This window comes from Chryseobacterium sp. RLHN22 (assembly GCF_051011795.1).
GTDB lineage: Bacteria > Bacteroidota > Bacteroidia > Flavobacteriales > Weeksellaceae > Chryseobacterium > Chryseobacterium zhengzhouense.
This window is the reverse complement of sequence record NZ_JBPCHW010000002.1, coordinates 1-24,372: the sequence shown is the minus strand read 5'-3', so window position 1 is coordinate 24,372 and position 24,372 is coordinate 1. Positions and strand designations below refer to the sequence as shown.

Here is a 24,372-nt window from a genome sequence, read left to right as displayed (position 1 = left end):
AAATCCTTGTCAAGGTTTTGAACCTTGACAAGGCTTATTGTTAATCCAATGCCTGTTTTAAATCTGCGATGATATCATCCACATTTTCCAGACCTACCGAGCAACGCACCAGACCCGCCGTAATTCCCACTTCATTTCTTTCTTCGTCCGATAATTTGGAATGCGTTGTAGAAGCCGGATGCGTCACAATCGTTCTTGTATCGCCAAGGTTTGCGGAAAGTGAACACATTTTAATCTTATCTAAAAAGTTTCTTCCACCTTCAATTCCGCCTTTGATTTCGAATGCTACGATATTTCCGCCCAATTTCATCTGTTTTTTAGCTATTTCATAACTTGGATGAGATTTTAAGAAAGGATATTTCACCAACTCCACATTCGGATGACTTTCTAAAAACGCCGCTACTTTTAAAGCGTTTTCACAGTGTTTTTCAACACGAATTGCCAGAGTTTCTAAACTTTTAGATAAAACCCAGCCGTTGAAAGGAGACATTGCAGGGCCTGTATTTCTCGCGAAAAGATAAATCTCACGAATCAAATCTTCTCTTCCGACCGCTACTCCACCCAAAACACGACCCTGACCGTCAATTAATTTTGTTGCGGAATGCACTACTATGTCTGCACCGTATTTTATCGGCTGTTGCAAATAAGGTGTTGCGAAACAGTTATCCACAATAAAAATTAGATTATGCTTCTTTGCGATTTGACCGAAAAACTCCAAATCTAAAACCTCAATTGCAGGATTTGTAGGCGTTTCCAGATATAAAATTTTTGTGTTTGGCTGAATATATTTTTCTACGTTTTCAGCATCTTCTGCTTTGAAATAGGTTGTTTCGATATTCCACTTCGGGAAATATTTTGTGAATAAGGTATGCGTAGACCCGAAAACCGACTGACAGCTTACGATATGATCACCCGCATTTAACAAAGTAGCAAATGTTGAATAGATTGCCGCCATCCCTGTTGCAAAAGCGTATCCGGCTTCTGCGCCTTCCATTTTTGCAATTTTATCCGTGAATTCCGTTACATTCGGATTTGAAAAACGGCTGTACAGGTTCTTTTGTTTTTCTTCCGCAAAGCTCGCTCTCATATCTTCCGCATCCTGAAAAATAAAGCTGGATGTTAAATATAAAGGCGTTGAATGTTCATCAAACTGAGTTCTTTCAGTTTGGGTTCTTATGGCAAAGGTTTCAAAATTTTCGTTTTCCATTTCTATTTTCCCATAGTTTATATAGGGTTATTTATATTGAATCCTTCGGATTCGTTGTACATTTTTTTTTCATAGGTTTCACCTACGGCTATTGATGTTGGACCCTTCGGGTCCAACTGGCTGTTTTATTTCGTTTCGCTTACTCTTAAAATATCTCCGAAAACACCTCTTGCAGTCACTTTTGCTCCTGCTCCTGCTCCCATGATGACGATCGGATGTTCTCCATAACTTTCTGTATAGATTTCAAAGATGGAATCTGAACCTTTTAATTGTCCTAACGCAGAAGTTGCAGGAACAGAAATCAGTTTTACATCCAACTCACCTTTTTCTTTTTGCAAGTCTCCGTGAAGATCTCCGACATATCTTAAAACATGATCAGGTTCTTGGCTCTCTTTGATTTTTTGATATTCTTGGTCTAATTCTTCCAGTCTTGAAAGGAATTCAGATTTTGAAACTTCAAGCAGACTTTCAGGAACCAAGTTTTGAATATTGATATCTTCAAATTCATTAATCAAGTCTAATTCTCTGGCCAGAATCAATAATTTTCTCGCCACATCGTTTCCAGACAGATCTTCTCTTGGATCCGGTTCTGTATAACCTTTTTCCAACGCTTCATTAATGATTGTTGAAAACTTATCGTCTCTTAAAGAAAAATTATTGAAAACATAGCTCAATGTTCCTGAGAAAACGCCTTTAATTCTTGTAATATTTTCTCCTGAAAGATGCAAAAGTTTTATGGTATCAATTAACGGCAAACCTGCACCAACATTGGTTTCATATAAATAGCGTCTGTTGTTTTTATTCAACGTATATCTTAGTTTACGGTATTCTTCGATAGGAAGCGTGTTGAAAATTTTGTTAGAAGAAACCAGATCGAAACCGTTTTCTGCCAAAGCATGATAATTGTGGACAAAATCTTTACTTGCTGTATTATCTACAACAATCAAATTTTCCAGTTGATTCTCTTTTGAGAAGTTGATTAATTCTTCAACATTAGAAGGATTTTCTGCTGTTACCACCTCATCATTCCAATTGTTGTCGAAACCTTTTTTGTTGAATGCAATTTTTCTGGAATTGGCTACTGCTACAACTTTAAGATCTATTTTTTTACGTCTTTTGATTTCATCCGAAGATTCTAAAACCTGTTCTATTAAAGTCTTTCCAACATTTCCGTGGCCGATAATTGCCAAATGAACTGTTTTCGGTTTTTTAGAGATCTCAGACTCGATGATGTTTTTTGCTTTTTCGTCCTGAGAAGAAGTTACAATAATATTTACCCTTTTTTCTGCTGCAATTTGGTTTAAAAGCAATGGGAAAACGTTATTTCTAGCCAGTTCTGCCAAAACTTTATTGAAATCTTCTGCAACAAAGCCTAAAACCGACACATTATTTATGCTGTAAATCTGAGAAACTTTCCCTGATTTTCTTTCTGCTTCAAATTCATCAATTAGGCAATTGACCGCTTTTTCAGAATCACTTTCCTGAACAAGAATAGAAATCCCGTTTTCGATCGCCTGCTGGGAAATTACTCCCACACTGATTCGCGCCAACGTAAGCGCTTTGAAAATTCGTCCGTCAATCCCGATTTCGCCTAAGAAATCTTCCCCTTCAAACTTGATGATTGATCTGTTTTTTAAAAATTTTATTTCGTTAGCATTACTTTTCATCTTCTACAAAATATTTTTAATGATAGTATTTAATTGTTCGTATTCCATTAAGAAGGCGTCGTGCCCATGAATTGAGGTGATCTCGTGATAGAAAACATTTTCCTTTTTTTCTTTCAACTTTTGAAAGCACATTCGAATTTCAGAAGCGGGGAAAAATAGATCTGTATCAACGGAGATCATGTGGATTCGTGCCTGGATTTTTTCCAAATGATCTTCCTTGGCATTTATATTCATCAGTAAATGATTCATCAGCTTATAAGCTTTTAAACTAAATCTTTCGTTTAAAGCATTTCCGTGATAAATCAGCCAATCTTCGGACTCTAATCTATGTTTTTCCTGACTGTATCTGTTCTGAAATCTATCATTTAACGATTCCGGCGTTCGGTAGCACAGCATTGCATGAATTCTGGCTTTTTGTAATGGTTCATCATTTTGATTTAATAAAAATTTCTGAACTAAACATTGTGCATGAAGCCAATCGTGGGTTTTAAAATCGCAGGCAATAGGAATGAAAATTTCAGCAAGATTTGGTTGTTTTACCAACATTTCCCAGCCGATTCCGCCTCCTAAAGAACCTCCAACAATGGCGTGTAAACTTTTAATATTTAAAATTTCAAGACCTTTTAAAAAGATATTGGCCATATCTGAAGGCGTGAAATCTTCGTAATCATCAATTAAAAAATCATCAAATCCGTTTCCGGGAATATTGAAACATAGAACTGTATATTTTTGGGTATCGATGACCTGATTTTCACCAATTAATTGTTTCCACCATCCCCTTTCGCCCGAAACATTGGAATTTCCGGTTAAGGCATGATTAACTAAAACAATCGGCGAAGAAAACAGATCCTGCCCGAAAATCTGATAGTTCAGCGGGATATCATATTCCTTACCGGAATTAGTTTGATACGAAAAATTAATATGTTTAAGTTCTGATTTCAATTCTATTATTTTTTAATAATACAATTGAAAATGCCACAGGAAATGGCTGAAAAAAGATTCAGTAGTTATCTGTCCAAAATAATTTTGGTAGAACGTAGCACCTTCATTGCTTGCGCAAAGGGTTGCTAAGGTTTCACAGGGTCTAATCCCTCAACCTTTCTTGATAACATTTTCAATATTTTAATGAACGAATGGTGCAAAGATAAAACTTTTCTTTCAAATATTTATAAAAATTTAATTTAACATTACAAACACCGATAAACAAAAGGTTTTCAGTAATACATTAATTATAATTCAAATATAACGAGTTGGAAATTTTTAGCAAAAAAACTAACTTCGTAATGAAAAATGTTGAAATATGAGTACCGAAAAACAAAGATTACAAGATAAAGACTGGAAAAATTGGGGACCATACGTCAGCAACCGACAATGGGGAAATGTGCGTGAAGATTACAGCCCGAACGGGAATGCATGGCATTTTGCAAATCATGATATTGCCGAGAGCCATACTTATCGATGGGGAGAAGAAGGTATTGCAGGAATTTCGGATACCAAACAACTTTTTTGTTTTGCCCTTTCATTCTGGAATAAAAAAGATAAAAGAATAAAAGAACGTCTTTTCGGATTGAGCAACCCGCAAGGGAATCACGGCGAAGATATTAAGGAAATTTTTTATTATTTGGATAATACGCCTTCTCACAGCTATATGAAGATGGTCTATAAATACCCGATCAACGAATTTCCTTATGAAGATATTGTAGCAGAAAACGCAAGGCGTTCAAAAAAAGAGCCTGAATACGAATTATTTGACACCGGAATTTTTGATAATGATGAATACTTTGACATTTTCATAGAATACTGTAAATCTGATGCTAATGACATTTTAATCAGAGTTACGGTTTGCAACAGAAGTGACAAAGGAGCTCCAATTGTTGTGTTGCCAACTGTCTGGTACAGAAACAACTGGAAATGGGGTTATAATGAATACAAAGGTCAGGTAGAAGCAGGAAAAGAAGGCTGTATCAATGTTTTACATGACAGTATTCCCATCAAAAAGTTTTACTCAAAAAATAGAAATGCAGAACGCGTTTTTTGTGATAATGAAACCAACCATCCTAAACTTCATGGTACCCCAATAGTAGAAGATGCTTATTACAAAGATGGAATCAACGACTATATTATCCATCAATCAAATACCATAAACCCTGAAAAAAGAGGAACGAAAGCAGCATTCATTATTGATGAAATTATTGAAGCGGGAAGTTATAAAGTTTTCGAATTCAGATTGTCGCCTTATGATATGGATGACGCATTTTATCAGTTTGATGATATTTTTAATGCAAGAATTAATGAAGCCAATGAATTTTATGATGAAATTCAACAGGATATTTATAGCGATGATGAAAAAAATGTTCAGCGACAGGCTTTCGCCGGACTTTTGTGGAACAAACAATTCTATCATTACAACGTAGGAAAATGGCTGAAAGGCGATCCTAATCATGAAGCTTCAAGAGATTTCAACAATTATGTAAGAAATACTGAATGGGAGCATCTTCACAATAAAGATATTATTTCGATGCCCGATAAATGGGAATATCCTTGGTATGCGACTTGGGATCTTGCGTTTCACTGTGTTCCGTTTGCAATTATTGATGCTGATTTTGCTAAAAATCAATTGCTTTTGCTGACCAAAGAATGGTATATGCACCCGAACGGACAAATGCCTGCTTATGAATGGAATTTAAGTGATGTCAATCCACCGGTTCATGCATGGTCTTGTTTCAGAGTTTTTAAAATTGATGAAAAAACAAATGGCAAACCCGACCTTTTATTTTTAGAAAAAGTTTTTCAGAAGCTATTGCTAAATTTTACGTGGTGGGTTAACCGAAAAGATAAAAACGGAAAAAATATTTTCGGTGGAGGATTTTTAGGCTTAGATAATATTGGTGCTTTTGACCGAAATATGGAACTGAAAGATGGTGAACATCTCGAACAAGCCGATGGCACGAGCTGGATGGCAATGTATGCACTAAATATGATGCGAATGGCAATGGAGCTCGCTCAATATTATCAGGTGTATGAAGATATGGCGATCAAATTTTTTGAGCATTATCTTTACATTGCAGAAGCGATGGAAAACATGGGAGAAGGGAAAGAAGGGCTCTGGAACGAGGAAGACGGTTTCTTTTACGATGTTTTACAGTTAGGAAACGGAGAAAGTGTTTCCCTAAGACTTAGAAGTATTGTCGGTTTAATCCCAATGTTTGCAGTTGAAATTATAGATCATCATTTGCTGGATAAGATGCCAAATTTCAGGGAAAGGATGGATTGGGTTTTGAAAAATAAACCTGAACTCACCTCTTTAGTATCCCATTGGGAAGAAGAAGGAAGCGGGAGAAAACATCTGATGAGTATCCTCAGAAAAACAAGACTGACAAAAGTTTTGAACCGGATGCTCGACGAAAAAGAATTTCTAAGTTCCTACGGAATCCGTGCCATGTCTAAAGTGTATGAGGAAAATCCCTTTGTATTTACCGTTCATGGAAATAAAAACGTAGTTTACTATACTCCAGCAGAAAGCGACAGCCGAATGTTTGGCGGCAACAGCAATTGGCGGGGTCCGATTTGGTTCCCGATTAATTTCCTGATTGTGGAAAGTTTACAACGCTTTCATTTTTATTATGGTAACAGCTTAAAAGTGGAATTCCCGACCGGAAGCGGAGAAAAGAAAAATTTGGATGAGGTTGCCCAAAATATCAGCGGAAGACTTTGCTCTATTTTTCTGAAAGACGAAAGTGGGCAACGTGCTTTTAATGGAGGAAATTATAAATTTAATTACGACCCTAACTTCAAAGATTACATCACATTCTTTGAGTACTTCCACGGGGACAACGGAAGAGGGGTTGGAGCTTCCCATCAAACAGGATGGACGGCAACCGTGGCAAAACTGTTAAAACCGAGACTTGATTAATTGAGTTGGAGAGTTGGAGCGTATTAGGGTTTGAGGGATAAGAAATCCATAACTCTCAAACCCTAAATACTCTATTATTCTACTTTTTCTCCATTTACAAAAACTTCATAGCCAATTTCTACGTTTGGTTCTAATGTTTTTGATACAGAACAGTATTTTTCGAATGATAATTCTGAAGCTTTTAATGCTTTTTTAGTATCTATATTTCCTTCCAAAAAAAACTTTACCGTGATTGATTTGAAAGGTTTTGCATCATCCACAGGAATTCTTTCGCCTTCAACTTCAGCTTTAAAATCCGTAATTTCCTGTCTTTGTTTTTTAAGAATAGAAACAACGTCAATTCCGCTACAACCCGCAACCGCCATTAAAACACTTTCCATTGGAGAAACTCCTTTTGCTCCTGGCTGAGAAGTATTATCTAATAAAATTGAATTTCCCTGAGTGTTGGTACATTCAAATAAAAAATTGTCGTTGATTCTGTTTAAAGTAATTTTCATTTTTTGCTTATTGCTTATTGCTTATTGCTTATTGCTTATTGCTTATTGCTTATTGCAAAATTATAAAATATCCGGTTAAGATTAAATTTTAGGATTATCCGTAAATCAGTCCTTGAGAGTCCATTTCTTTCTTTTCCTCATCACTCATGGTTTCTCTTAAAACCTTTACAGTGTAAGCTCCTTTCACAATATTTTTATCATAATACATCCAGTCGGAAAGATTTTCAAGGTTAACAACAACCTCATCACCAAGCTTAACATCAAGAGGATTTACAGGCTCATTCTGAACAGTTCCACGATATTTTCCGTTATCGAAGACAATGTCGCCGATCCAGATATCTTCGCCGCCTTCAGGAGTATCAAATCTTTGTTTAATCGCAAAATTTGAGAAATCAGGATTCTTACTTATCAATGCAGGATGAAAATTGGTTTTAAAAGTTTTCTTTGCATTTTCAATAGCAGCATTCATGCCTGCATCTTCAGACTCAACAAGCAAAACTTCCGGTTCGCCCTCTCTCTGAATTCTTTCTCTTTTATTTTCGCAGCTTAAAGTTATTAATGAAACTGTTGCAACAATAATTAATTTTTTCATCTGTTTTTTTATTTATAAAATTCCTCTTGCTTTGATCTCAAGATACTTATTAATTACTTCTACATTAAGATTTTCTGGTAAAGTATAGACAGAATAAATTCCGTATTTTCTTAATTCCTGAATAATGAGTTTCTTTTCAAACTCAAATTTCTCAGCAATAATTTCATCATAAATTTCCTGCATACTTTCAGGATTAGAATGAATGAGCTTCTGAATTTCAGTGTTTTTAAAGAAAACAACAACCAACAAATGATTTTTTGCAATTCCACGAAGATATTTCATCTGTCGGTTTAATCCGTCCAATGTTTCAAAATTGGTAAATAACAAAACTAGACTTCGCTGATTAATTGAATATTTTACATCCTGATACAATCGGTTAAAATCACTTTCAAAAAAATCGGTTTTAATATTATATAATGCTTCTGAAATTTTTCTTAATTGTCCGGATTTATTTTCTGCAGCCACTTTATTTTCAGCTTTTTTGGAGAAGGTCATCATTCCGGCGCGGTCGCCTTTTTTCAGAATAATATGTGACAAAGCCATGGTTGCGTTGATGGAATAATCAAGAAGACTCAAACCGTTGAAGGGCATTTTCATGGTTCTTCCTTTATCAATCAGCATAAAAATACGCTGTGATTTCTCGTCCTGAAACTGATTCACCATCAGACGATTCGTTTTTGAAGTTGCTTTCCAGTTGATCGTTCGAACATCATCTCCGGGAACATATTCTTTGATTTGCTCAAATTCCATCGTATGTCCCAGTTTTCGGATTTTTTTGATTCCCCCTAAAAGAAATTCGTTCTGAAGTGCCATCAACTCGTATTTTCTTAAATGAATAAATGACGGATAAGAAGCCAGAGAAGTATCTTTCTGAAAGATAAATCTTTTGGAGATAAAACCAATCGGAGAAGAAGCGTAAATATTTAGTGCTCCAAAATTATATTCGCCCCGTTCTTTCGGTTCTAAAAAATACTGAAACAAAACATTTTTCCCTGATTCAATTTCTTTTGTCATTAAAAAATCTCTTTTCTGAAACTGAAACGGAATTTCATCGATAACCTTTACTTTAATTTTAAAAATGTAATTATTTTTAATATCAACCTTTATGGCATTTTCGTCACCATTTGATAATTTTTCAGGTAAAATTCTCTGTGCTAAAACCGCATCTTTCTGTCTGAAAACAAGTAAATAATCCACAAAAACGGTTAGGAAAATCAACAATAAAAAGGAATGCCCTAAAATCATAAAAAACGGAAAGAAGAATGCCAGAACATACAACATTCCTACACCGATGAGTGCGAAAAAAAAGCGTGTATTGATATATAGGTTTTTCAAGGTTGCAGATTTTAGGGTTTAGGTTGCAGTTTAAAGTTCTTAGTTATTTTAATGAATTGATGAGTCCGTTTAGCATTATTGAAATTTCAGTAATATCTTGATTTAACTTTAAATAATTTTCTTCGCTCAAAAATTTGAGATTTTTAGCAATAATTAATTGCGTTTCAATTTCAGCACTGCTTCCTCTTGCAATTTTTAGAAATTGCAAATAATCTGCGACACTTCTTCTTGAGTTTCCTTCTGCAATATTTGACGGAATTGAAATGGAGGCTCTTCTTATCTGAGAAGTCAATCCGTACATTTCGTCTTTAGGAAAAACATTTGTTAATTGATAAATTTCAGTAACAAAACTTATTGATTTTTGCCAAACTAAAAGCTCTTTAAAATTAGCCATCCCGAAATATTTTAAACTCGAATCATTACCTATAACCTAAAATCTATTACCTGCAATCTATCTCGGAATTTCTATTCCTTCCAGAATCTGTCTGATAATTTCATCTGCTGTCAAGCCTTCCATTTCTCTTTCAGGAGAAACAATCACTCTGTGCCTCAAAACGGCATAACTCGCCTCCTTGATATCTTCAGGCGTTACAAAATCTCTTCCTCTTAATGCAGCAAAAGCTTTTGAAGCTGTTAACAATGCCAAACTTGCCCTTGGCGAAGCGCCTAAATATAAGAACTGATTTTCTCGCGTATTGATGATGATTTTAGCAATGTATTCAATCAGTTGAGACTCAACAATAATTTTTTTTACCAGCTTCTGATAATTATTAAGCTGTTGCGCTGTAATTACCTTATTGATAGCCTCCGTTTTATCTTCCAGTCTGTTGTCATGCTGATTTTTGATAATCGCAACTTCCTGCTCAAGCGTCGGATAGCCTACATTAATTTTAAATAAAAATCGGTCAAGCTGCGCTTCGGGAAGTCTATAAGTTCCTTCATGTTCAATCGGGTTTTGGGTCGCGATGACAAGGAAAGGTTCTTCCATTTCATAGCGGGTTCCATCGATGGTAATCTGCTTTTCCTCCATCACTTCAAACAAAGCAGCCTGAGTTTTTGCCGGAGAACGGTTGATCTCATCAATCAGAACAAAGCTTGAGAAAATCGGACCTTTTTTAAACTCAAATTCAGAATTTTTCATGCTGAAAACCGACGTCCCCAAAATATCTGAAGGCATCAGATCCGGTGTAAACTGAATTCTGCTGAAATCTACATCTATTGTTTTTGACAATAACTTAGCAGTAATCGTTTTTGCAACTCCGGGAACTCCTTCAATCAAAACATGACCGTTAGAAAGTAAAGCCGCTAAAAGATGCTCAACCATGTTTTCCTGACCGACAATTACCTTTGCAATTTCCGTTTTTACCTTATTTAAATTTTCACGAAGGTCAATCATATCAATTCTCGATTGAAATTCGTCCTGAGTTTTTTGTTCTTTATTTAAGTTAATAGAATTTTGAGGTTCTACATTGTATTCTTCGTTATTTTCCATATTATTCTGTTTTTTATTTTTGAAAAACTGTTTCGCTTCTTATTTTTTCTACAAAGCTCAGACTCCTCCGGAGCCTTCCTCCTCGACAGCAAATTACTTCTATTTAGTTTTAAGAATGACGAACTCCGTAGGAGTTCAACCTTTGTAGGCGATTTTATGTTATTTTGTGGAGCTCCGTAGGAGCGACACCTTAGTCATCATAAAATTCAAAAACATATTCATTCTTATAATCAATTTCAAATTTTGTTAAAAATTCAATATACTCTTCTTTAAAAGATTGTTTTTCGTGATGCTTCTTCTGATTTAAAATATATTTAATCACCGAATCAATTTGGCTTTTAGAATACGAAAATGCACCATAACCTTCCTGCCAGTGAAATTTTCCGGTAAACCAATTTTCATCATTAATTAGTTTTGAAGAATTAGATTTAATATCTCTTACAAGATTAGGCAAAAGAACATTCAAGTTATTATATCCGATTAATATATGAATGTGATCCGTATTTGCATAAACAGCCAATAATTTTTGATGATGATTCTCAATAATTCCGGTAATATATTTTTCCAAGCGTACACGATATTCATCACTAATCAACCTCTCTCTGCCTTTTACCGCAAAAATAAATTGAACATAAATTTGTGAATAGGTATTCGCCATTTTTTAATTAAGGTTCTATTGTTTCGCTCCTACGGAGCTCAAATTTCTTTATAACTTCATTTTTTCTACAAAGGTTAGACTCCTCCGGAGCCTTCCGAAATCTCTATTGTAAAATATCATCCAAAAGCTTATTAATGCGCGTCAAATCTTCTTTCATTACACTTGCATAAGGATCTTGCGCTCTCTTGATTAAATCAATGGCTTCGGTAATCATTTCTGCTGGTTTTCCGGTTTTCAACTCAAGTTTTTTCGCAAATTCGTTATTCAGATTCTGGGTATCAATCAAAAGATCAATTCTTATTTTATTTAAAAAATATTGTGCTTTTTTCGCCATCATATCATGAAAATCTCCTTCCTGCAGGTAAAGATTTCCGATACTTTTCACAAAATCTGCTGAAGTATTTTTTAAAGGTTCAATGATGGGAACAATTCTTTGTTTACGTTTTGCATTAAAAATGATAAACAAAACCATTCCTCCTAAAAACACCCACCAAGCGTATTTCAATGGTGGATTTCCGAGAATAAATCTTAACAGAAAGCTAGATTCTCGAGTATTGCTTTCTACAAACCACAGCGTTTCTTTGTCATTTAAATAAGAAAAAACACTTTGTGCATATCTTACATTTCCTGATTTCAGCAGATAATAATTGGTCAGGAACAGCGGTTCGCAATGCACGTAGATATTTCCTTTTCCGAAGGGTGCTTTGATAAAATTTGCCTGGTCATCGTTGTTTTCCTCAACGGTTTTTCCTAAAATCTGAACTTTGGGTTTGATGTAAGAAAAACCTCTTCCCGACGGAAATTTATCAAGCTTAATAAAATCATTCTGGTATTTTTTATCGGTCAGTTTTAAAACATTTTGATCTTCATAGGAAATTTTCGAACCATAAAAGCCAATAGAATCTGAAATGTTCTTTGGAAGTCTTGTGGCAATAATCATCGCATCGGAACCTTTGGAAACCTCATCAAAAATCTTCTTCCAAGATTCTTCATCAATTTCACTTTCTATAATGAGAATATTGTGCGGTTTTCTGCTTTTCTCAGCGTAATATTTGTAAGGAGCTACATCTATTTTAGACAGTTTATTTTTGAACAGGTCCTTCACTTCTTTATTGAAAACAAAAAGTCCGAAAGGAGATTTCTGATTCACATCAAAATTTTTGCGCCAGTCTATTACTTCCTTTTTATTTACTTCAAACAATGCAAGAATCACCATGACAATGATGAAAATGATAGCATATATTTTGAAAGTTTTATTCATTTTTTTAAGAAGATTATTTAAGGTTTAAAATTGTGAAACTGGTTTTTAAATTTATTGTAACTGTTTTCATCAATACTGAATTCTCCGTACCAAACGTAATCGAAAATATAGGAAAGATTGTAAAAATCATTTTTCAGATGATTTGCTTTTAATTCAGAAACATAGTCTTTATTTGTTTTTTCAGGATTCCAGAGGATAAGTTTTTTATCACTCAGTTTTTTGAGGATGAAAAGGAACTGATAACGCACTGCAGAACGGTAATCTCCGCCATTTTCAAATCTTGCAATACTTTGTGGGAAATTGATTTCATGAATATTTTCATGAAGCTCCTCTTCATTGATTTCAACTTTCTTATTCTTCTTACCAAAAAAGCTTAATCCATTATTATTAATTAAAAATTTAATGATAAAATACAGTAAAAACCCAACCAAAATGATGGCAAACAGTCTGATAACCATACTTGTAATCTGTGATGATGTTTCTAAACTTGTATCTCCGAAAATTGCACGAATAAGCTGGGCAATTTTACGTTGCAATTTTTCAAAAAAAGATTCTCTTGGCTTTGAGGTCGTATAATCGAACTCATTTCCTTTATATCTTGCAAGAAGATTTTCTTTAAATTTCTTTGGAAAAACGGTGTTTTCAGTTTGAGGATTAGCTTTTAAAACCGAATCTGCCACATACATATTTTTGTAATGTGAGGTCACAACAGTATCTTCAATATAAAAATCGTCTTCATAATCCTGAGCTTTTACAACCCCAAGATTCAGAATCATTAATAAAAAAAGAAGGATTTTATTCATTGACACCAATCGTTTCAATTTCTTCAAGTTCTACTTTCTGGTGAAAATCTCTTCTGCTGTCGTAATACATCAACCCAGAATTTACATACAGTATATTTGAGAGGAAAAACGAAACAAGCGTAGAAACCCCGTACAAAACAAAAACCAGCACTCCGAAACCACCAGCAAAAGGATTTTGCTCAAAATTTCCATCAGGCGCAGTGGTGAAAAGATTCATCATAAAGAGTATCATCGGAATCATTGTAAAAATAGTGGTAATTACATACAGAATAATCAGCAATACCAATGTTGCTCCCCAATATTTCCAGTAAGGCGAGCCGTCTCTGTTGTTTGAATAAGAAAACTGAGAACGGATAGAATAGCTTAAACTTTCAAAAAAACCTCTGCTGCTGTTGAAGTAATCAAACATTAAAAAGTTGATGATATTGATGACCACAGGAAAAACAAGCAGCAAAATAAAGAAGCCTATAACGATGAAAATCAAAGCATATGAAATCCCTACAATGATGGTTGCTAAAGGCATCACAATAAGAATTAAACCCAATAAAAGCTTTCCGATTCGTCCCGCATTTTGTTTAAAATCTCCTAAAATGTCATCCGTTTTTATTATCGTTTGTCCTTCTGCCAATCTTTTCATGTAAAAAACAGGGAAGAGATAATTGACGATCATCAATGTCACGAAAAGTATAAATGTAATGACACCAAGCACAATAAACATTCCCATATTATTCTCAAAATACGATTCAAAATAATAACTTTCGCCATTCATATTCGAGCCAAAAATCTGCATAAGAAGCTCTCTGTACCCAAAAATAAAGATGGCGACCATTACGATCATCAATAGCCCGTTCAGCAGAATATAATTTTTGAAATAATTTTTGCCGTATAACTTGAAGAACGCAAAACTATCGCTGATAAACGCTCCGAAATCTCTTTTTTTATAAAATTGCATCATTAATCTGGTTTTTTACTCTTCGGTTAACAATATGAGGATAGATAAAATAATAAAAGCCTATGATTCCGAGACAGCCGAAAATAATGACCAGGTTAAGAGCCAAAGGCATTTTCAGAGCATGTCTCGTTACATAACCTTCAATAATTCCGGCACAAACCGTAAATGGAACGGTGCTTAAAAATATTTTGAATGAATTTTTGAATCCGTTTTTAAAAGAGTTAAACCTTGAGAGTGTTTTAGGAAAAAGAATCGAAGTACCTAAAATCAATCCGCACATTCCTTCAACCACCATACTGAAAATCTCGAATGCTCCGTGAAGCCAAATTCCTCTTGCACTGTCCCCCAAGGCTCCGTGTTCGTAGAAAAAATACTGGAAAGTACCTACCATAATAGAATTCTGCATGAGAAGATATAAAGTTCCCAAACCGCAGGTAATTCCGTAAATGTATAGTTTTGCTCCGACAAGAATATTGTTAAATGTAATACCGATCGTACTTCCCCAAGTCGAACCATCCTGATAAACACCAACTGCATTTCCGTTTTTTATGTTTTCGATGGTCATATTTACATAGCCTTCACTCAGAATAAGATTGGCAAAATCTTTATCGTAAATTGCCGAAAGAACTCCGATCAGCATAAAAAATATAAAGAAAATAAAAGAATAAACGAGATATCTTCTGTATTCGTAAACAATAAGCGGAACCTCAGTTTTAAAGAAATAAACAATTCTGTTTTCCTCTACTCTTTTTGTTTTATAAATTTTCTGAAAAATCTGTGAAGAAAGGTGATTGAGATAAACAACGGTATTGCTTTTAGGATAATAAGTCTGTGCAAATGAAAGATCATTCACAAGATTGATATACAGCGAAGACAGGTCATCAGGATTTTTTTTAATTTTCCCTTGAACAACCTGCTCGATTCCCAACCATTTTTCTTTATTTTGTTTAATGAAATAAACCTCTCTCATAATTGTAAGGCTAAAATAATAAAAATTATGTCTCAAATTGCGATTAATACCTCTCAAAATGTAAATATTAATTTTATCACTGCAAGTATTGGAGAAAGGATTCTGGCGTACCTAATAGACGGCGCTATTAAAGTGGCATACATTATTGCAGCGTTCTATATTTTCTTCAGCATTTTAAACTTGGGGTACCTTCTGGACGGGCTAGATCAATGGTCACAAATGGCAGTTTATATTGCAATTACACTACCCGTTTCTATTTATCCTGTCGTTCTTGAGAGTTTGATGGAAGGGCAAACTCCCGGAAAAAAACTGATGAAAATACGAGTGGTAAAAATTGATGGTTATCAGGCAAGTTTCGGAGATTATCTGATTCGTTGGGTATTCAGATTGATCGATACAACTTTCGCAGGAGTGGTGGGCTTAGTTTCTATGATTGTTTCTAAAAACAACCAGCGATTGGGAGATATTGCTTCCGGAACCGCTGTCATTTCACTAAAAAATAACATCAATATTTCTCACACGATTCTTGAAAATATTCACGAAGATTACATTCCTACTTTTCCACAGGTTATTGCTCTTTCAGATAACGATATGAGAATTATTAAAGACAATTATTTGAAAGCCGTAAAAATTGATGACCGACAAGTCATTAGCAAACTTTCAAATAAAATCATTTCGATTTTAAAACTTGATTATGATGCTATAAAAATGACGGAAAGACAGTTTATCGGAATTATTATTAAAGATTATAATTACTACACGGGAAAAGACAATTGATCGATAGTGAGTATTAAGGAAATTACTCAATAACGCATTGACAATTACAATGTACTTAAAACAAAATAATTTTACTGTTGTAAAAGTGCCCAAATTCCGACACCAATACCTGCATACACTGTAACCGTAATAATATCGGCAATCGGTTGAGAAAATCTTTTTTCAGCAATTTTCTCGGCATTGATCTGGTTTTTATGGAATTTCAGAATCTTATCAGGCTGACGAACAGGGTGCGCAACAAGGCTGTCGTTTTCCCAACGGTCAACAATCACCTTATAGCTTTTACCATCAACATCAATTCTAACATTTTTATTGGCTGCCAATTTCTCCTTAACATTGATCGGAGCAGGCACAGGTTGCATATCTTTTTGTCCGGAAGCATTGTTATTAGCAACAGTAGCATTATTTTTAGGATCTTTCTTATTGTCAGCTGTCGGATCCACAGGTTTTCTCACTTGATAGGTATAACAACTTACAAGACAAAATGATAGAGTGATAAGGTAAAAATTCTTTCGCATTGGTCAAATTTAAGAATTAAACGGAATATTTGGTATTTTCTTTTAAAAGATTCTGTTTTTAGTACTGATTTCTTCTGAAAAACCTAACGATATTCATTATTCAGAAAACTCATTATTTATTTCTTGATGTATATCAAAACCTGCGCGGTTCAGTTTTTGTATTTTTAATCCTAATTAAATTAGAAGCTATGAAATTCGAAAATAATAAATCAGGAAACGGCGGAGTGATTACACTTAACAACGAAATCAAAGAAATAGGAAGACTAACATATACGATATTTCCTGAAGACCAAAAATTGATTATTTCCTTCGTTTTGGTTCATCCGGAATTTGAAGGTCGTGGAATGGGAAAATTTCTGGTAGAGGAAGCCATTAAATTTTCAAGAGAAAATAATTGGAAAGTATATCCGCATTGTTCTTATGCCAGAGCCGTAATGAGAAGAATGAATGATGTGGAAGATATTTTTTTACAGAACTAAGACTTCATTCAGAAGAATATCCTCAATGTCATCGGGATAATCAACTTTAAAATGAAGATCTGAAGCCACCCAATTTTTAATTTCATCTAAATCTAAAACTTTAGAATTCGGAATTCCCATTTTGTCTAGCGCAGCTGCGTTACATTCCTGCTCATACTGATTGTGAATAGGAATCACAAAAAGTTTTTTATCCATGAAAAGTGCTTCGGCAGGAGTTTCAAAACCTGCATTGCATAAAATTCCGTCACAGCTTTCGAAAGATTTTAAATATTGAATCTCATCAATCGGGAAAACTTCAACATTTTCAATTCTCACCTGAAGTTTATTATATTTTGAAAAAATTTTCCATTCTACGGGAATTTCTCTTAAAACTTTAATAATATTTTCATCTGAAAAACTCGGGAGGTAAACAACATAAAATCCTTTTTTATCAGCATTCAGATTTCTGATTTTTTTTCTGATGACAGGTTTTTTAATTTGAGGATGATAATTTTCAAAATGGAAACCTATTTTTCGCTCACTTGGAACATAGTATTTCAGAATCAATTCTCCGAAAAAATCTTTTTTTACCGGTTTTGGTGTTTCCTTAAAACTCATCGAAGCCTGATGACTCAGTTCGATCATATTTAAATTTTGTATTTTGCAAGCCCAGCCTGTCAAAGGCTCATAATCATTGATGATTAAATCATATCTGCTTAAATCAATATTTTTAATTGTTTTAAACGCTTTGATAAAATTATTTTCGAAAAGAATTTTTGTATACGAAATTCCGCCCGTTTTATTATAAAGCAAAGAAACACCCTGATGTTGGAAATTAATAGGAAAATCAGCCCTTAATTGAGACTGATGGCCACTGATCAATGTATCGACCGAAGCATATTTTTTAAGAATCGGAATAATCTCCTGTGCTCTTGCGACGTGACCGTTCCCTGTTCCCTGAAACGCATATAAAATTTTCATTTTAGGTAAATTGAGTTACAATTTTTAAAAGGTCAGAAGTGTTAATATCATGAATTTCTTCGGTTTCATCGTCTTTCAGCAAATGCTTATGATCTTCGTAATGAAAAATCGTCCATCTATTCTGGTCAAATTCCAAAGCTGATAAATTTTCGATCCAGTCTCCGGAATTCAAATAAATACAGGAACCCTTTTTATTAATCACTTCTCTCATCTGCGGCTGATGAATGTGGCCGCAAATAACGTAATCATAACCATTATCTATGGCAAGTTCTGAAGCTGTCAATTCAAAATCACCGATATACTTTACTGCTTTTTTTACGTTATTCTTGATTTTTTTTGAAAATGAATATTTTTCCTTACCCATTTTTTCTAAAAACCAATTTATAACATTATTAATAACAATGAGAAGATCATAGCCTTTTCCACCCAGTTTTGCTATCCATTTTGAATGCTGAACCGAAGCATCGAAAACATCCCCGTGAAAAATCCATGTCTTTTTGTGATTAATATCAAGGCAGAGCTTATTACAGACTTTCAGCTTACCCAATTCGAAATCGGTAAATTTTCTGAACATTTCATCATGATTACCGGTAATATAGTAGACATTTGTATTTTTAGTTGCAAAAGAAATAATCTTTTTAATAACTTTTAAATGAGGCTTCGGGAAGTAAGATTTTTTAAACTGCCAAATATCGATAATATCGCCATTTAAAACTAAGGTTTTAGGTTGAATAGAATTCAGATACCGCAGAAGTTCTTTAGCCTTACATCCGTAAGTTCCCAAATGTACATCCGAAATGACAACCAATTCTACGTTTCTTTTCATTTGCAGATATTTATCTTAACTAATGACCAAAAGTGATCGCCATGTCGATTAGTATTTCTATTTACCAAGGATGGCGATTTCACAATTGATTCTTCTGCAAAGAAACTAATTGAAAATTAACTGTATGTGAATACTATGTTATTTTTATTGTTATACTTAAAAAAAATAGCCACGAATACACGAATGAAAATCAATAAATCTTTGAACAAGGCTTATTTGATGAATAAAATTCGTGAATTCGTGGCAAAATATTATTTGCTACAAACAGTAGTTTATTTCTATAAAGATTCTAATAACTCGTCTGTTATTTCCATGTTGTGATATACGTTTTGTACATCATCATCTTCCTCGAAGCGATCAAGCATTTTCATATTTGCCTTAAACTGCTCTTCTGTAACTTCTTTTGTATTATTTGGAATTCTCTGTAATTCTGCACTTTTTGCTTCAATACCAAGCTCGTCCAGTTTATGAGACAAAGAACCGAAATCTTCAAAAGCAGTGGTAATCATCACTTCTTCTTCATCCTTCTCCACATCTTCAGCTCCACCGTCAATCATTTCCATTTCGAAATCATCCCAATCCATCTTGATCTGCGCCAAATCGATTGTAAAGATTCCTTTTCTATCGAATATGAAAGCCAGTTCACCGTTCTTCCCAAGGTTTCCGTCAAACTTATTAAAAACCGCTCTTACATTAGCAACAGTTCTTGTTGTATTATTTGTTGTACATTCTACAAAAAATGCAACACCTCCCTGTCCATAACCTTCGTAGGTTACTTCTTCGTAGTTTTCTGCATCGGCACCACTTGCTTTTTTTATAGCTCTTTCTACATTATCTTTCGGCATATTTGCACCTTTTGCATTCTGTATGCATCTTCTTAATGCCGGATTGGATTCAGGATCAGGACCGCCTGCTTTTACTGCTAAAGCAATGTCTTTCCCGATTTTAGAAAAAGTTTTGGCCATTTTATCCCAACGAGCCATTTTAGAAGCTTTTCTATATTCAAACGCTCTTCCCATTTTATTTTAAATTTCGACAAAAATACTCAAAATCAACAACAAAAAAAATACCCCCGGAAACCGGAGGTATTTATTATTTAGAAAAATTAATTATTTTCTTTTTTTAGCTGGAGCTTTTTTCTTAGCCGGAGCTTTTTTAGTTGGTAAGTCAGACTTCTTGTAAGTTTCCCACTCTGATCCAGAGATAGCTCTTACAACAACTTTTCTGTCTGCTTGTCTTTCAGCGTCAGAAGCAGTTTCAGGAACTGTAGCTTCTTGCTCACCGATACCGATAGATTTCAATACTGATGGGTTAACACCTCTAGCTTCAAGAGCAGAAACTACTGCAGCAGCTCTTTGTCTAGATAAGTTCAAGTTATAAGCATCACTACCTTTTTTGTCAGTCATACCGATGATTACGAAATTCTGAGCTGGAGCATCCTTAATGATTTTAGCTGCAGTATCTAATTTACCGTTAGATTCTTTTCTGATTGTAGCTTTGTTGAAATCAAATAAAAGATCTTTGAATTCTTTTGTAATAACAACATCGATTGGCTCTGGTGCTGCTGGAGGAGGACATCCGTTGTGTTCTGGAACACCAGGAACTGTAGGACATGCATCATCTTTATCTAAGATACCGTCACCATCTGTATCTGGCCAAGGACAACCATTGTTTTCTGCAGGACCTGCAACTGATGGACAAGCATCATCTTTGTCGATTACACCGTCACCATCTGTATCTGGCCAAGGGCATCCGTTGTTTTCAACCGGACCAGCAACTTCTGGACACTGATCGTCTTTATCTGGAACACCATCACCATCTGTATCAGGGCATCCCTGGAATTCTGGTAAACCTGGTGTATCAGGACATAAATCGTCTTTATCTAAGATGCCATCTTTATCTCTGTCTCTGTTTCCGAATCTGAAGTTCAAAGATGCAGAAGCTTGCCAGAAATTAGCATAGTTAGCTTTATCACCTGGAGTCGAAACATAATCTCCTTGAACACCTAAACCGAAGTTTTTAGTTAACCAGAAATTAACACCAGCACCAGTTGCAACAGCGAAATGATTAGCTTTTCCTTGCTCATTTCCGTTCTCTCCGTTTTCAGCTACTACACCATTAACATCAGTTCTAGGGAAAGACAGACCAGTATAGTCATGTCTTAAGTAGTTAGCACCTACTCTTAAATATGGATCGAACCAAGATTCTTCATTCCATAAAAGACCAGCTGCCTTAGCCTGGAAACCAAGACCTGTCATCAACATGAATTCTTTACCCATATTGAATCTTTGGTTTTCAACATTACCTACAGTAGTTTGCCAATCGATAACTAAACCTTTACCGATGTTTCTAGCAACTGTTAATTTAGATAATGGAGGTGTAATTGAGAAGTTGTCCACATTGAACATAGTCTTCGTCAAATTAGAAGCAGAGAAGGTATTGCTGAAATTACCCGCCTGTGCTTTATGGTTTTCCGCATGAGCACCAACTCCGATCATCCACGGATTGTTGGTAGTCTGAGCGAAAACAGTAGAGGCAACTGTAAGCGCCAATGCTGAAATTCCTAATTTTAGATTTTTCATAGAATTAAATGATTAAATAATTGATATTGCAAAATAAATATAATTTTTCTTTATAAACAAAGTTTTCAGGATGATTTTTAACTTTTCTTTAATATTCTATCGAGGTTTCGTTTATTTTCTCTATCTTTTATGGCCTCCCTTTTATCAAAGAGTTTTTTACCTCTTCCCAAGGCGATAATAATTTTAGCTTTGCCTCTTTCATTAATATAAAGTTTTAAAGGAATGATTGTATTTCCTGCATCCTTAAGCTTTTTTTCAAATTTTAACAATTCTCTTTTGTGCAAGAGCAACTTTCGTTCCCTTTTTGTTTTATGATTGTAAAAAGTTCCCAATTTATATTCATCAATCATCATATTAATGATATACAATTCACCCTCAATAAACTGGCAGAAAGCCTCTGTGATTGATGCCTTAGACATACGTAGCGATTTGATCTCTGTACCCGTCAAAACCATCCCGGCTTCTACTTCTTCGAGAATTTCATATTCAAATCGTGCTCTTTTATTTAATATTCTGACTGTTTTTTCAATCTTCATTATCTTAATTTTGTTATTAAAAATACAAAATTTGCTTTCATATAAAAACTTGAGTATTACATTATTATCATTTACCCAAATTCTTTTCGTATTTTTGCGCCAAATTTACAAAACTATATGTTAACAGTATCTAACTTATCTTTACAATTCGGGAAAAGAGTTCTTTTTGACGAAGTAAACATCATGTTTACGAAAGGAAACTGCTACGGGATTATCGGAGCAAATGGTGCAGGAAAGTCTACATTCCTTAAAATATTGACTGGAAAACAAGACCCAACAACAGGACACGTATCTTTGGAACCTGGAAAAAGAATGTCAGTTCTTGAGCAGGATCACTTTGCTTACGATCAATTTACGGTACTTGAAGCAGTTTTGAGAGGTAACAAGAAATTATTCAAGATAAAAGAAGAGATGGACGCGCTTTATGCGAAAGAAGACTTCTCTGATGAGGACGGAATTAAAGCCGGAGAATTAGGCGTGATCTACGATGAAATGGGAGGTTGGACTGCAGAATCTGATGCACAGACCATGCTTTCAAACGTAGGAATTACAGAAGACATGCACTGGCAGATGATGAGCGAGCTTGAGAACAAAGACAAAGTAAAAGTCCTTTTGGCTCAGGCGCTTTTCGGAAATCCGGACGTATTGATCTTAGACGAACCTACGAACGACCTTGATATCGATACCATTTCTTGGTTGGAAGATTTCCTGGCTGACTACGAAAACACAGTAATCGTTGTATCTCACGACCGTCACTTCCTGGATACGGTTTGTACACACATCGGTGACTTGGATTATGCTAAATTAAATCTTTACACTGGTAATTATTCTTTCTGGTACCAGGCTTCTCAGCTAGCAACAAGACAAAGAGCTCAGGCTAACAAAAAAGCGGAAGAAAAGAAGAAAGAGCTTCAGGACTTCATTGCAAGATTTAGTTCAAACGTTGCAAAGGCTAAACAGGCTACTGCAAGAAAGAAAATGATCGATAAATTGAACATCGATGATATTAAACCATCTTCAAGAAGATACCCTGCCATTATTTTCGAAATGGAAAGAGAAGCGGGAGATCAGATTCTTGATGTAAAAGGTCTTGAGAAAACAAAAGACGGGGAATTATTGTTCTCAAACATTGATTTAAACCTTAAAAAAGGAGATAAAGTTGCTGTTTTATCTAAAAACTCATTAGCAATCACGGAATTTTTCGAAATTTTAGCTGGAAACGTTCAGGCAGAAAAAGGAACTGTTGCTTGGGGAGTTACAACAAATCAATCTCACATGCCTTTAGATAATACAAACTTCTTCCAGGAAGATCTTAGCTTGGTTGACTGGTTGAGACAATTCACTAAAAATGATGAGGAACGTCACGAAGAATTTGTAAGAGGATTCTTAGGAAGAATGCTTTTCTCAGGTGATGAAGCGTTGAAATCTTGTAAAGTACTTTCAGGAGGTGAAAAAATGAGATGTATGTTCAGCAGAATGATGCTTCAGAAAGCAAACATCCTTTTATTAGATGAGCCTACGAACCACTTAGACTTGGAAAGCATTACGACTTTGAACAACTCACTGTCTAACTTCAAAGGAAACATTTTATTGGCTTCTCATGACCACGAAATGCTTTCAACTGTCTGTAACAGAATCATCGAATTGACTCCCAACGGAATCATCGACAGAGAAATGTCTTACGATGAATATCTTGCTGATAAAAAAGTAAAAGAATTAAGAGAAAAAATGTATTCTTAATTTCTGAAAAGTTTAAAATTTATATGAAAAATTCCTCAAAGTACTAGACTGCACCCAAAAGTTTAGACAAAATTATTAAAGAAAAGAGTTCGGTACTGTACCGGGCTCTTTCCATTTAGATTTAATCGTATTCTGTCGTTGTTGTAATAAGTGATGTATTGTTTTATTTCTTTTTTCAACTCATTGATTGTTTTAAACTTTTTGGTATAAAACATCTCAGATTTCAGCGTTCCGAAAAAGTTTTCAATCACGGCATTGTCCAGACAGTTTCCTTTTCTGGACATACTCTGGATAATTCCTTTTTCTTTTAGGATATTTTGATATGCCTTCATCTGGTATTGCCAACCTTGGTCTGAGTGTAAGATGATATTTTCTGTATTTTTAATTTTCTTTAAACTCTTTTTCAGCATATCTGTAATCTGCGCAAAGACAGGCCTTTCTGAGAGATTATAGCTGATGATTTCACCGTTGAATAAATCGATTATCGGAGACAGATAAAGTTTGTTTCCCGAGACATTAAACTCTGTTACATCAGTTGCCCATTTTTTGTTCGGCTGCCCGGCTTTAAAGTTTCTTTTCAAAATATTGGGTGCTATTTTCCCCTGCT

Annotated in this window: 24 protein-coding genes and 1 riboswitch; of the genes, 4 read left to right on the top strand and 20 right to left on the bottom strand. The window is 34.7% G+C overall.

Annotated features, from left to right (window positions below):
- Positions 1–40: 40 nt before the first annotated feature.
- The 3 genes from ACR1PN_RS02430 to ACR1PN_RS02420 all read right to left on the bottom strand — a co-directional run bounded on the left by ACR1PN_RS02430 (position 41) and on the right by ACR1PN_RS02420 (position 3,816).
- On the bottom strand, positions 41–1,207 hold the full coding sequence (locus ACR1PN_RS02430) for an O-succinylhomoserine sulfhydrylase (RefSeq protein WP_433978732.1): 1,167 nt from the start codon (positions 1,205–1,207) through the stop codon (positions 41–43).
- A 125-nt stretch (positions 1,208–1,332) separates the two neighbouring features.
- On the bottom strand, positions 1,333–2,874 hold the full coding sequence (locus tag ACR1PN_RS02425) for an ACT domain-containing protein (protein WP_433978731.1): 1,542 nt from the start codon (positions 2,872–2,874) through the stop codon (positions 1,333–1,335).
- Positions 2,875–2,877: 3 nt separating this feature from the next.
- On the bottom strand, positions 2,878–3,816 hold the full coding sequence (locus tag ACR1PN_RS02420; RefSeq protein ID WP_433978730.1) for an alpha/beta fold hydrolase: 939 nt from the start codon (positions 3,814–3,816) through the stop codon (positions 2,878–2,880).
- Positions 3,817–3,878: 62 nt separating this feature from the next.
- Positions 3,879–3,986: riboswitch (SAM riboswitch) on the bottom strand.
- Positions 3,987–4,174: 188 nt separating this feature from the next.
- On the opposite strand from ACR1PN_RS02420, the gene ACR1PN_RS02415 reads away from it, so the two are divergent.
- Positions 4,175–6,787: an MGH1-like glycoside hydrolase domain-containing protein gene (locus tag ACR1PN_RS02415; protein ID WP_433978729.1), complete on the top strand. Its 2,613-nt coding sequence runs from the start codon at positions 4,175–4,177 to the stop codon at positions 6,785–6,787.
- 74 nt (positions 6,788–6,861) lie between these two features.
- Here the strand turns inward: ACR1PN_RS02415 and ACR1PN_RS02410 are convergent, their stop codons facing one another.
- From ACR1PN_RS02410 to ACR1PN_RS02365, 10 genes are all read right to left on the bottom strand, one after another.
- Positions 6,862–7,284 (bottom strand): OsmC family protein, encoded by a 423-nt coding sequence (locus ACR1PN_RS02410; protein ID WP_433978728.1) that lies wholly within the window; start codon positions 7,282–7,284, stop codon positions 6,862–6,864.
- Positions 7,285–7,378: 94 nt separating this feature from the next.
- Positions 7,379–7,876 (bottom strand): YegJ family protein, encoded by a 498-nt coding sequence (locus ACR1PN_RS02405; protein ID WP_433978727.1) that lies wholly within the window; start codon positions 7,874–7,876, stop codon positions 7,379–7,381.
- A 12-nt stretch (positions 7,877–7,888) separates the two neighbouring features.
- The gene (locus ACR1PN_RS02400; RefSeq protein WP_433978726.1) at positions 7,889–9,211 is read right to left on the bottom strand and encodes a DUF58 domain-containing protein; all 1,323 of its coding nucleotides are present in this window, start codon (positions 9,209–9,211) and stop codon (positions 7,889–7,891) included.
- Positions 9,212–9,254: 43 nt separating this feature from the next.
- Complete coding sequence (locus ACR1PN_RS02395) at positions 9,255–9,605, bottom strand: four helix bundle protein (protein ID WP_433978725.1); 351 nt, start codon at positions 9,603–9,605, stop codon at positions 9,255–9,257.
- Positions 9,606–9,662: 57 nt separating this feature from the next.
- Positions 9,663–10,703: an AAA family ATPase gene (locus ACR1PN_RS02390; RefSeq protein ID WP_433978724.1), complete on the bottom strand. Its 1,041-nt coding sequence runs from the start codon at positions 10,701–10,703 to the stop codon at positions 9,663–9,665.
- 190 nt (positions 10,704–10,893) lie between these two features.
- A complete protein-coding gene (tnpA, locus tag ACR1PN_RS02385; RefSeq protein WP_433978723.1) occupies positions 10,894–11,361 on the bottom strand; it encodes an IS200/IS605 family transposase in 468 nt (155 codons plus the stop codon).
- A 103-nt stretch (positions 11,362–11,464) separates the two neighbouring features.
- Positions 11,465–12,622: a hypothetical protein gene (locus tag ACR1PN_RS02380; protein WP_433978722.1), complete on the bottom strand. Its 1,158-nt coding sequence runs from the start codon at positions 12,620–12,622 to the stop codon at positions 11,465–11,467.
- A gap of 17 nt (positions 12,623–12,639) precedes the next feature.
- A complete protein-coding gene (locus ACR1PN_RS02375; protein ID WP_433978721.1) occupies positions 12,640–13,425 on the bottom strand; it encodes a DUF4129 domain-containing protein in 786 nt (261 codons plus the stop codon).
- Positions 13,418–14,380, bottom strand: coding sequence for a DUF4013 domain-containing protein (locus ACR1PN_RS02370; RefSeq protein ID WP_433978720.1), 963 nt, complete (start codon positions 14,378–14,380; stop codon positions 13,418–13,420). The genes ACR1PN_RS02375 and ACR1PN_RS02370 overlap by 8 nt, the downstream gene beginning before the upstream one ends.
- A complete protein-coding gene (locus ACR1PN_RS02365) occupies positions 14,364–15,347 on the bottom strand; it encodes a stage II sporulation protein M (RefSeq protein ID WP_433978719.1) in 984 nt (327 codons plus the stop codon). The genes ACR1PN_RS02370 and ACR1PN_RS02365 overlap by 17 nt, the downstream gene beginning before the upstream one ends.
- Positions 15,348–15,374: 27 nt before the next feature.
- Between ACR1PN_RS02365 and ACR1PN_RS02360 the strand changes: the two genes are divergently transcribed.
- Positions 15,375–16,124 carry an RDD family protein gene (locus tag ACR1PN_RS02360; RefSeq protein WP_433978718.1) on the top strand — a complete coding sequence of 250 codons (750 nt, stop codon included), beginning with the start codon at positions 15,375–15,377 and terminating at the stop codon, positions 16,122–16,124.
- Between the two features lie 71 nt (positions 16,125–16,195).
- On the opposite strand, the gene ACR1PN_RS02355 is transcribed toward ACR1PN_RS02360, so the two are convergent.
- On the bottom strand, positions 16,196–16,642 hold the full coding sequence (locus ACR1PN_RS02355) for a hypothetical protein (RefSeq protein WP_433978717.1): 447 nt from the start codon (positions 16,640–16,642) through the stop codon (positions 16,196–16,198).
- A 188-nt stretch (positions 16,643–16,830) separates the two neighbouring features.
- On the opposite strand from ACR1PN_RS02355, the gene ACR1PN_RS02350 reads away from it, so the two are divergent.
- Positions 16,831–17,121 carry a GNAT family N-acetyltransferase gene (locus ACR1PN_RS02350; protein WP_378176988.1) on the top strand — a complete coding sequence of 97 codons (291 nt, stop codon included), beginning with the start codon at positions 16,831–16,833 and terminating at the stop codon, positions 17,119–17,121.
- Here ACR1PN_RS02350 and ACR1PN_RS02345 read toward each other — a convergent pair.
- From ACR1PN_RS02345 to smpB, 5 genes are all read right to left on the bottom strand, one after another.
- Positions 17,110–18,081, bottom strand: coding sequence for a glycosyltransferase family protein (locus tag ACR1PN_RS02345; protein WP_433978716.1), 972 nt, complete (start codon positions 18,079–18,081; stop codon positions 17,110–17,112). The genes ACR1PN_RS02350 and ACR1PN_RS02345 overlap by 12 nt on opposite strands.
- Position 18,082: 1 nt before the next feature.
- Positions 18,083–18,907, bottom strand: coding sequence for a UDP-2,3-diacylglucosamine diphosphatase (locus tag ACR1PN_RS02340; protein ID WP_433978715.1), 825 nt, complete (start codon positions 18,905–18,907; stop codon positions 18,083–18,085).
- Between the two features lie 278 nt (positions 18,908–19,185).
- Positions 19,186–19,926, bottom strand: coding sequence for a YebC/PmpR family DNA-binding transcriptional regulator (locus tag ACR1PN_RS02335; protein ID WP_433978714.1), 741 nt, complete (start codon positions 19,924–19,926; stop codon positions 19,186–19,188).
- 90 nt (positions 19,927–20,016) lie between these two features.
- Positions 20,017–21,489: an OmpA family protein gene (locus ACR1PN_RS02330; RefSeq protein ID WP_433978713.1), complete on the bottom strand. Its 1,473-nt coding sequence runs from the start codon at positions 21,487–21,489 to the stop codon at positions 20,017–20,019.
- Positions 21,490–21,566: 77 nt separating this feature from the next.
- Positions 21,567–22,025, bottom strand: a complete 459-nt coding sequence (gene smpB, locus ACR1PN_RS02325; RefSeq protein ID WP_433978712.1) for an SsrA-binding protein SmpB — start codon at positions 22,023–22,025, stop codon at positions 21,567–21,569.
- Between the two features lie 117 nt (positions 22,026–22,142).
- On the opposite strand from smpB, the gene ACR1PN_RS02320 reads away from it, so the two are divergent.
- Entirely contained in the window at positions 22,143–23,765 is a 1,623-nt protein-coding gene (locus ACR1PN_RS02320; RefSeq protein ID WP_433978711.1) for an ABC-F family ATP-binding cassette domain-containing protein, read from the top strand.
- Between the two features lie 62 nt (positions 23,766–23,827).
- Here the strand turns inward: ACR1PN_RS02320 and ACR1PN_RS02315 are convergent.
- Positions 23,828–24,372, bottom strand: a 545-nt coding sequence (locus tag ACR1PN_RS02315) for an IS3 family transposase (RefSeq protein WP_433978710.1), incomplete at its 5' end; no start/stop codon positions are given.

Excerpts from the sequence above, each read along its gene's own strand:
- tnpA (WP_433978723.1), bottom strand. The coding sequence starts at position 11,361 with ATGGCGAATACCTATTCACAAATTTATGTTCAATTTATTTTTGCGGTA.
- ACR1PN_RS02395 (WP_433978725.1), bottom strand. The coding sequence starts at position 9,605 with ATGGCTAATTTTAAAGAGCTTTTAGTTTGGCAAAAATCAATAAGTTTT.
- smpB (WP_433978712.1), bottom strand. The coding sequence starts at position 22,025 with ATGAAGATTGAAAAAACAGTCAGAATATTAAATAAAAGAGCACGATTT.
- ACR1PN_RS02430 (WP_433978732.1), bottom strand. The coding sequence starts at position 1,207 with ATGGAAAACGAAAATTTTGAAACCTTTGCCATAAGAACCCAAACTGAA.
- ACR1PN_RS02425 (WP_433978731.1), bottom strand. The coding sequence starts at position 2,874 with ATGAAAAGTAATGCTAACGAAATAAAATTTTTAAAAAACAGATCAATC.
- ACR1PN_RS02415 (WP_433978729.1), top strand. The coding sequence starts at position 4,175 with ATGAGTACCGAAAAACAAAGATTACAAGATAAAGACTGGAAAAATTGG.
- ACR1PN_RS02320 (WP_433978711.1), top strand. The coding sequence starts at position 22,143 with ATGTTAACAGTATCTAACTTATCTTTACAATTCGGGAAAAGAGTTCTT.
- ACR1PN_RS02365 (WP_433978719.1), bottom strand. The coding sequence starts at position 15,347 with ATGAGAGAGGTTTATTTCATTAAACAAAATAAAGAAAAATGGTTGGGA.
- ACR1PN_RS02355 (WP_433978717.1), bottom strand. The coding sequence starts at position 16,642 with ATGCGAAAGAATTTTTACCTTATCACTCTATCATTTTGTCTTGTAAGT.
- ACR1PN_RS02350 (WP_378176988.1), top strand. The coding sequence starts at position 16,831 with ATGAAATTCGAAAATAATAAATCAGGAAACGGCGGAGTGATTACACTT.
- ACR1PN_RS02375 (WP_433978721.1), bottom strand. The coding sequence starts at position 13,425 with ATGAATAAAATCCTTCTTTTTTTATTAATGATTCTGAATCTTGGGGTT.
- ACR1PN_RS02340 (WP_433978715.1), bottom strand. The coding sequence starts at position 18,907 with ATGAAAAGAAACGTAGAATTGGTTGTCATTTCGGATGTACATTTGGGA.
- ACR1PN_RS02410 (WP_433978728.1), bottom strand. The coding sequence starts at position 7,284 with ATGAAAATTACTTTAAACAGAATCAACGACAATTTTTTATTTGAATGT.
- ACR1PN_RS02380 (WP_433978722.1), bottom strand. The coding sequence starts at position 12,622 with ATGAATAAAACTTTCAAAATATATGCTATCATTTTCATCATTGTCATG.
- ACR1PN_RS02370 (WP_433978720.1), bottom strand. The coding sequence starts at position 14,380 with ATGATGCAATTTTATAAAAAAAGAGATTTCGGAGCGTTTATCAGCGAT.
- ACR1PN_RS02360 (WP_433978718.1), top strand. The coding sequence starts at position 15,375 with ATGTCTCAAATTGCGATTAATACCTCTCAAAATGTAAATATTAATTTT.
- ACR1PN_RS02345 (WP_433978716.1), bottom strand. The coding sequence starts at position 18,081 with ATGAAAATTTTATATGCGTTTCAGGGAACAGGGAACGGTCACGTCGCA.
- ACR1PN_RS02390 (WP_433978724.1), bottom strand. The coding sequence starts at position 10,703 with ATGGAAAATAACGAAGAATACAATGTAGAACCTCAAAATTCTATTAAC.
- ACR1PN_RS02405 (WP_433978727.1), bottom strand. The coding sequence starts at position 7,876 with ATGAAAAAATTAATTATTGTTGCAACAGTTTCATTAATAACTTTAAGC.
- ACR1PN_RS02335 (WP_433978714.1), bottom strand. The coding sequence starts at position 19,926 with ATGGGAAGAGCGTTTGAATATAGAAAAGCTTCTAAAATGGCTCGTTGG.
- ACR1PN_RS02330 (WP_433978713.1), bottom strand. The coding sequence starts at position 21,489 with ATGAAAAATCTAAAATTAGGAATTTCAGCATTGGCGCTTACAGTTGCC.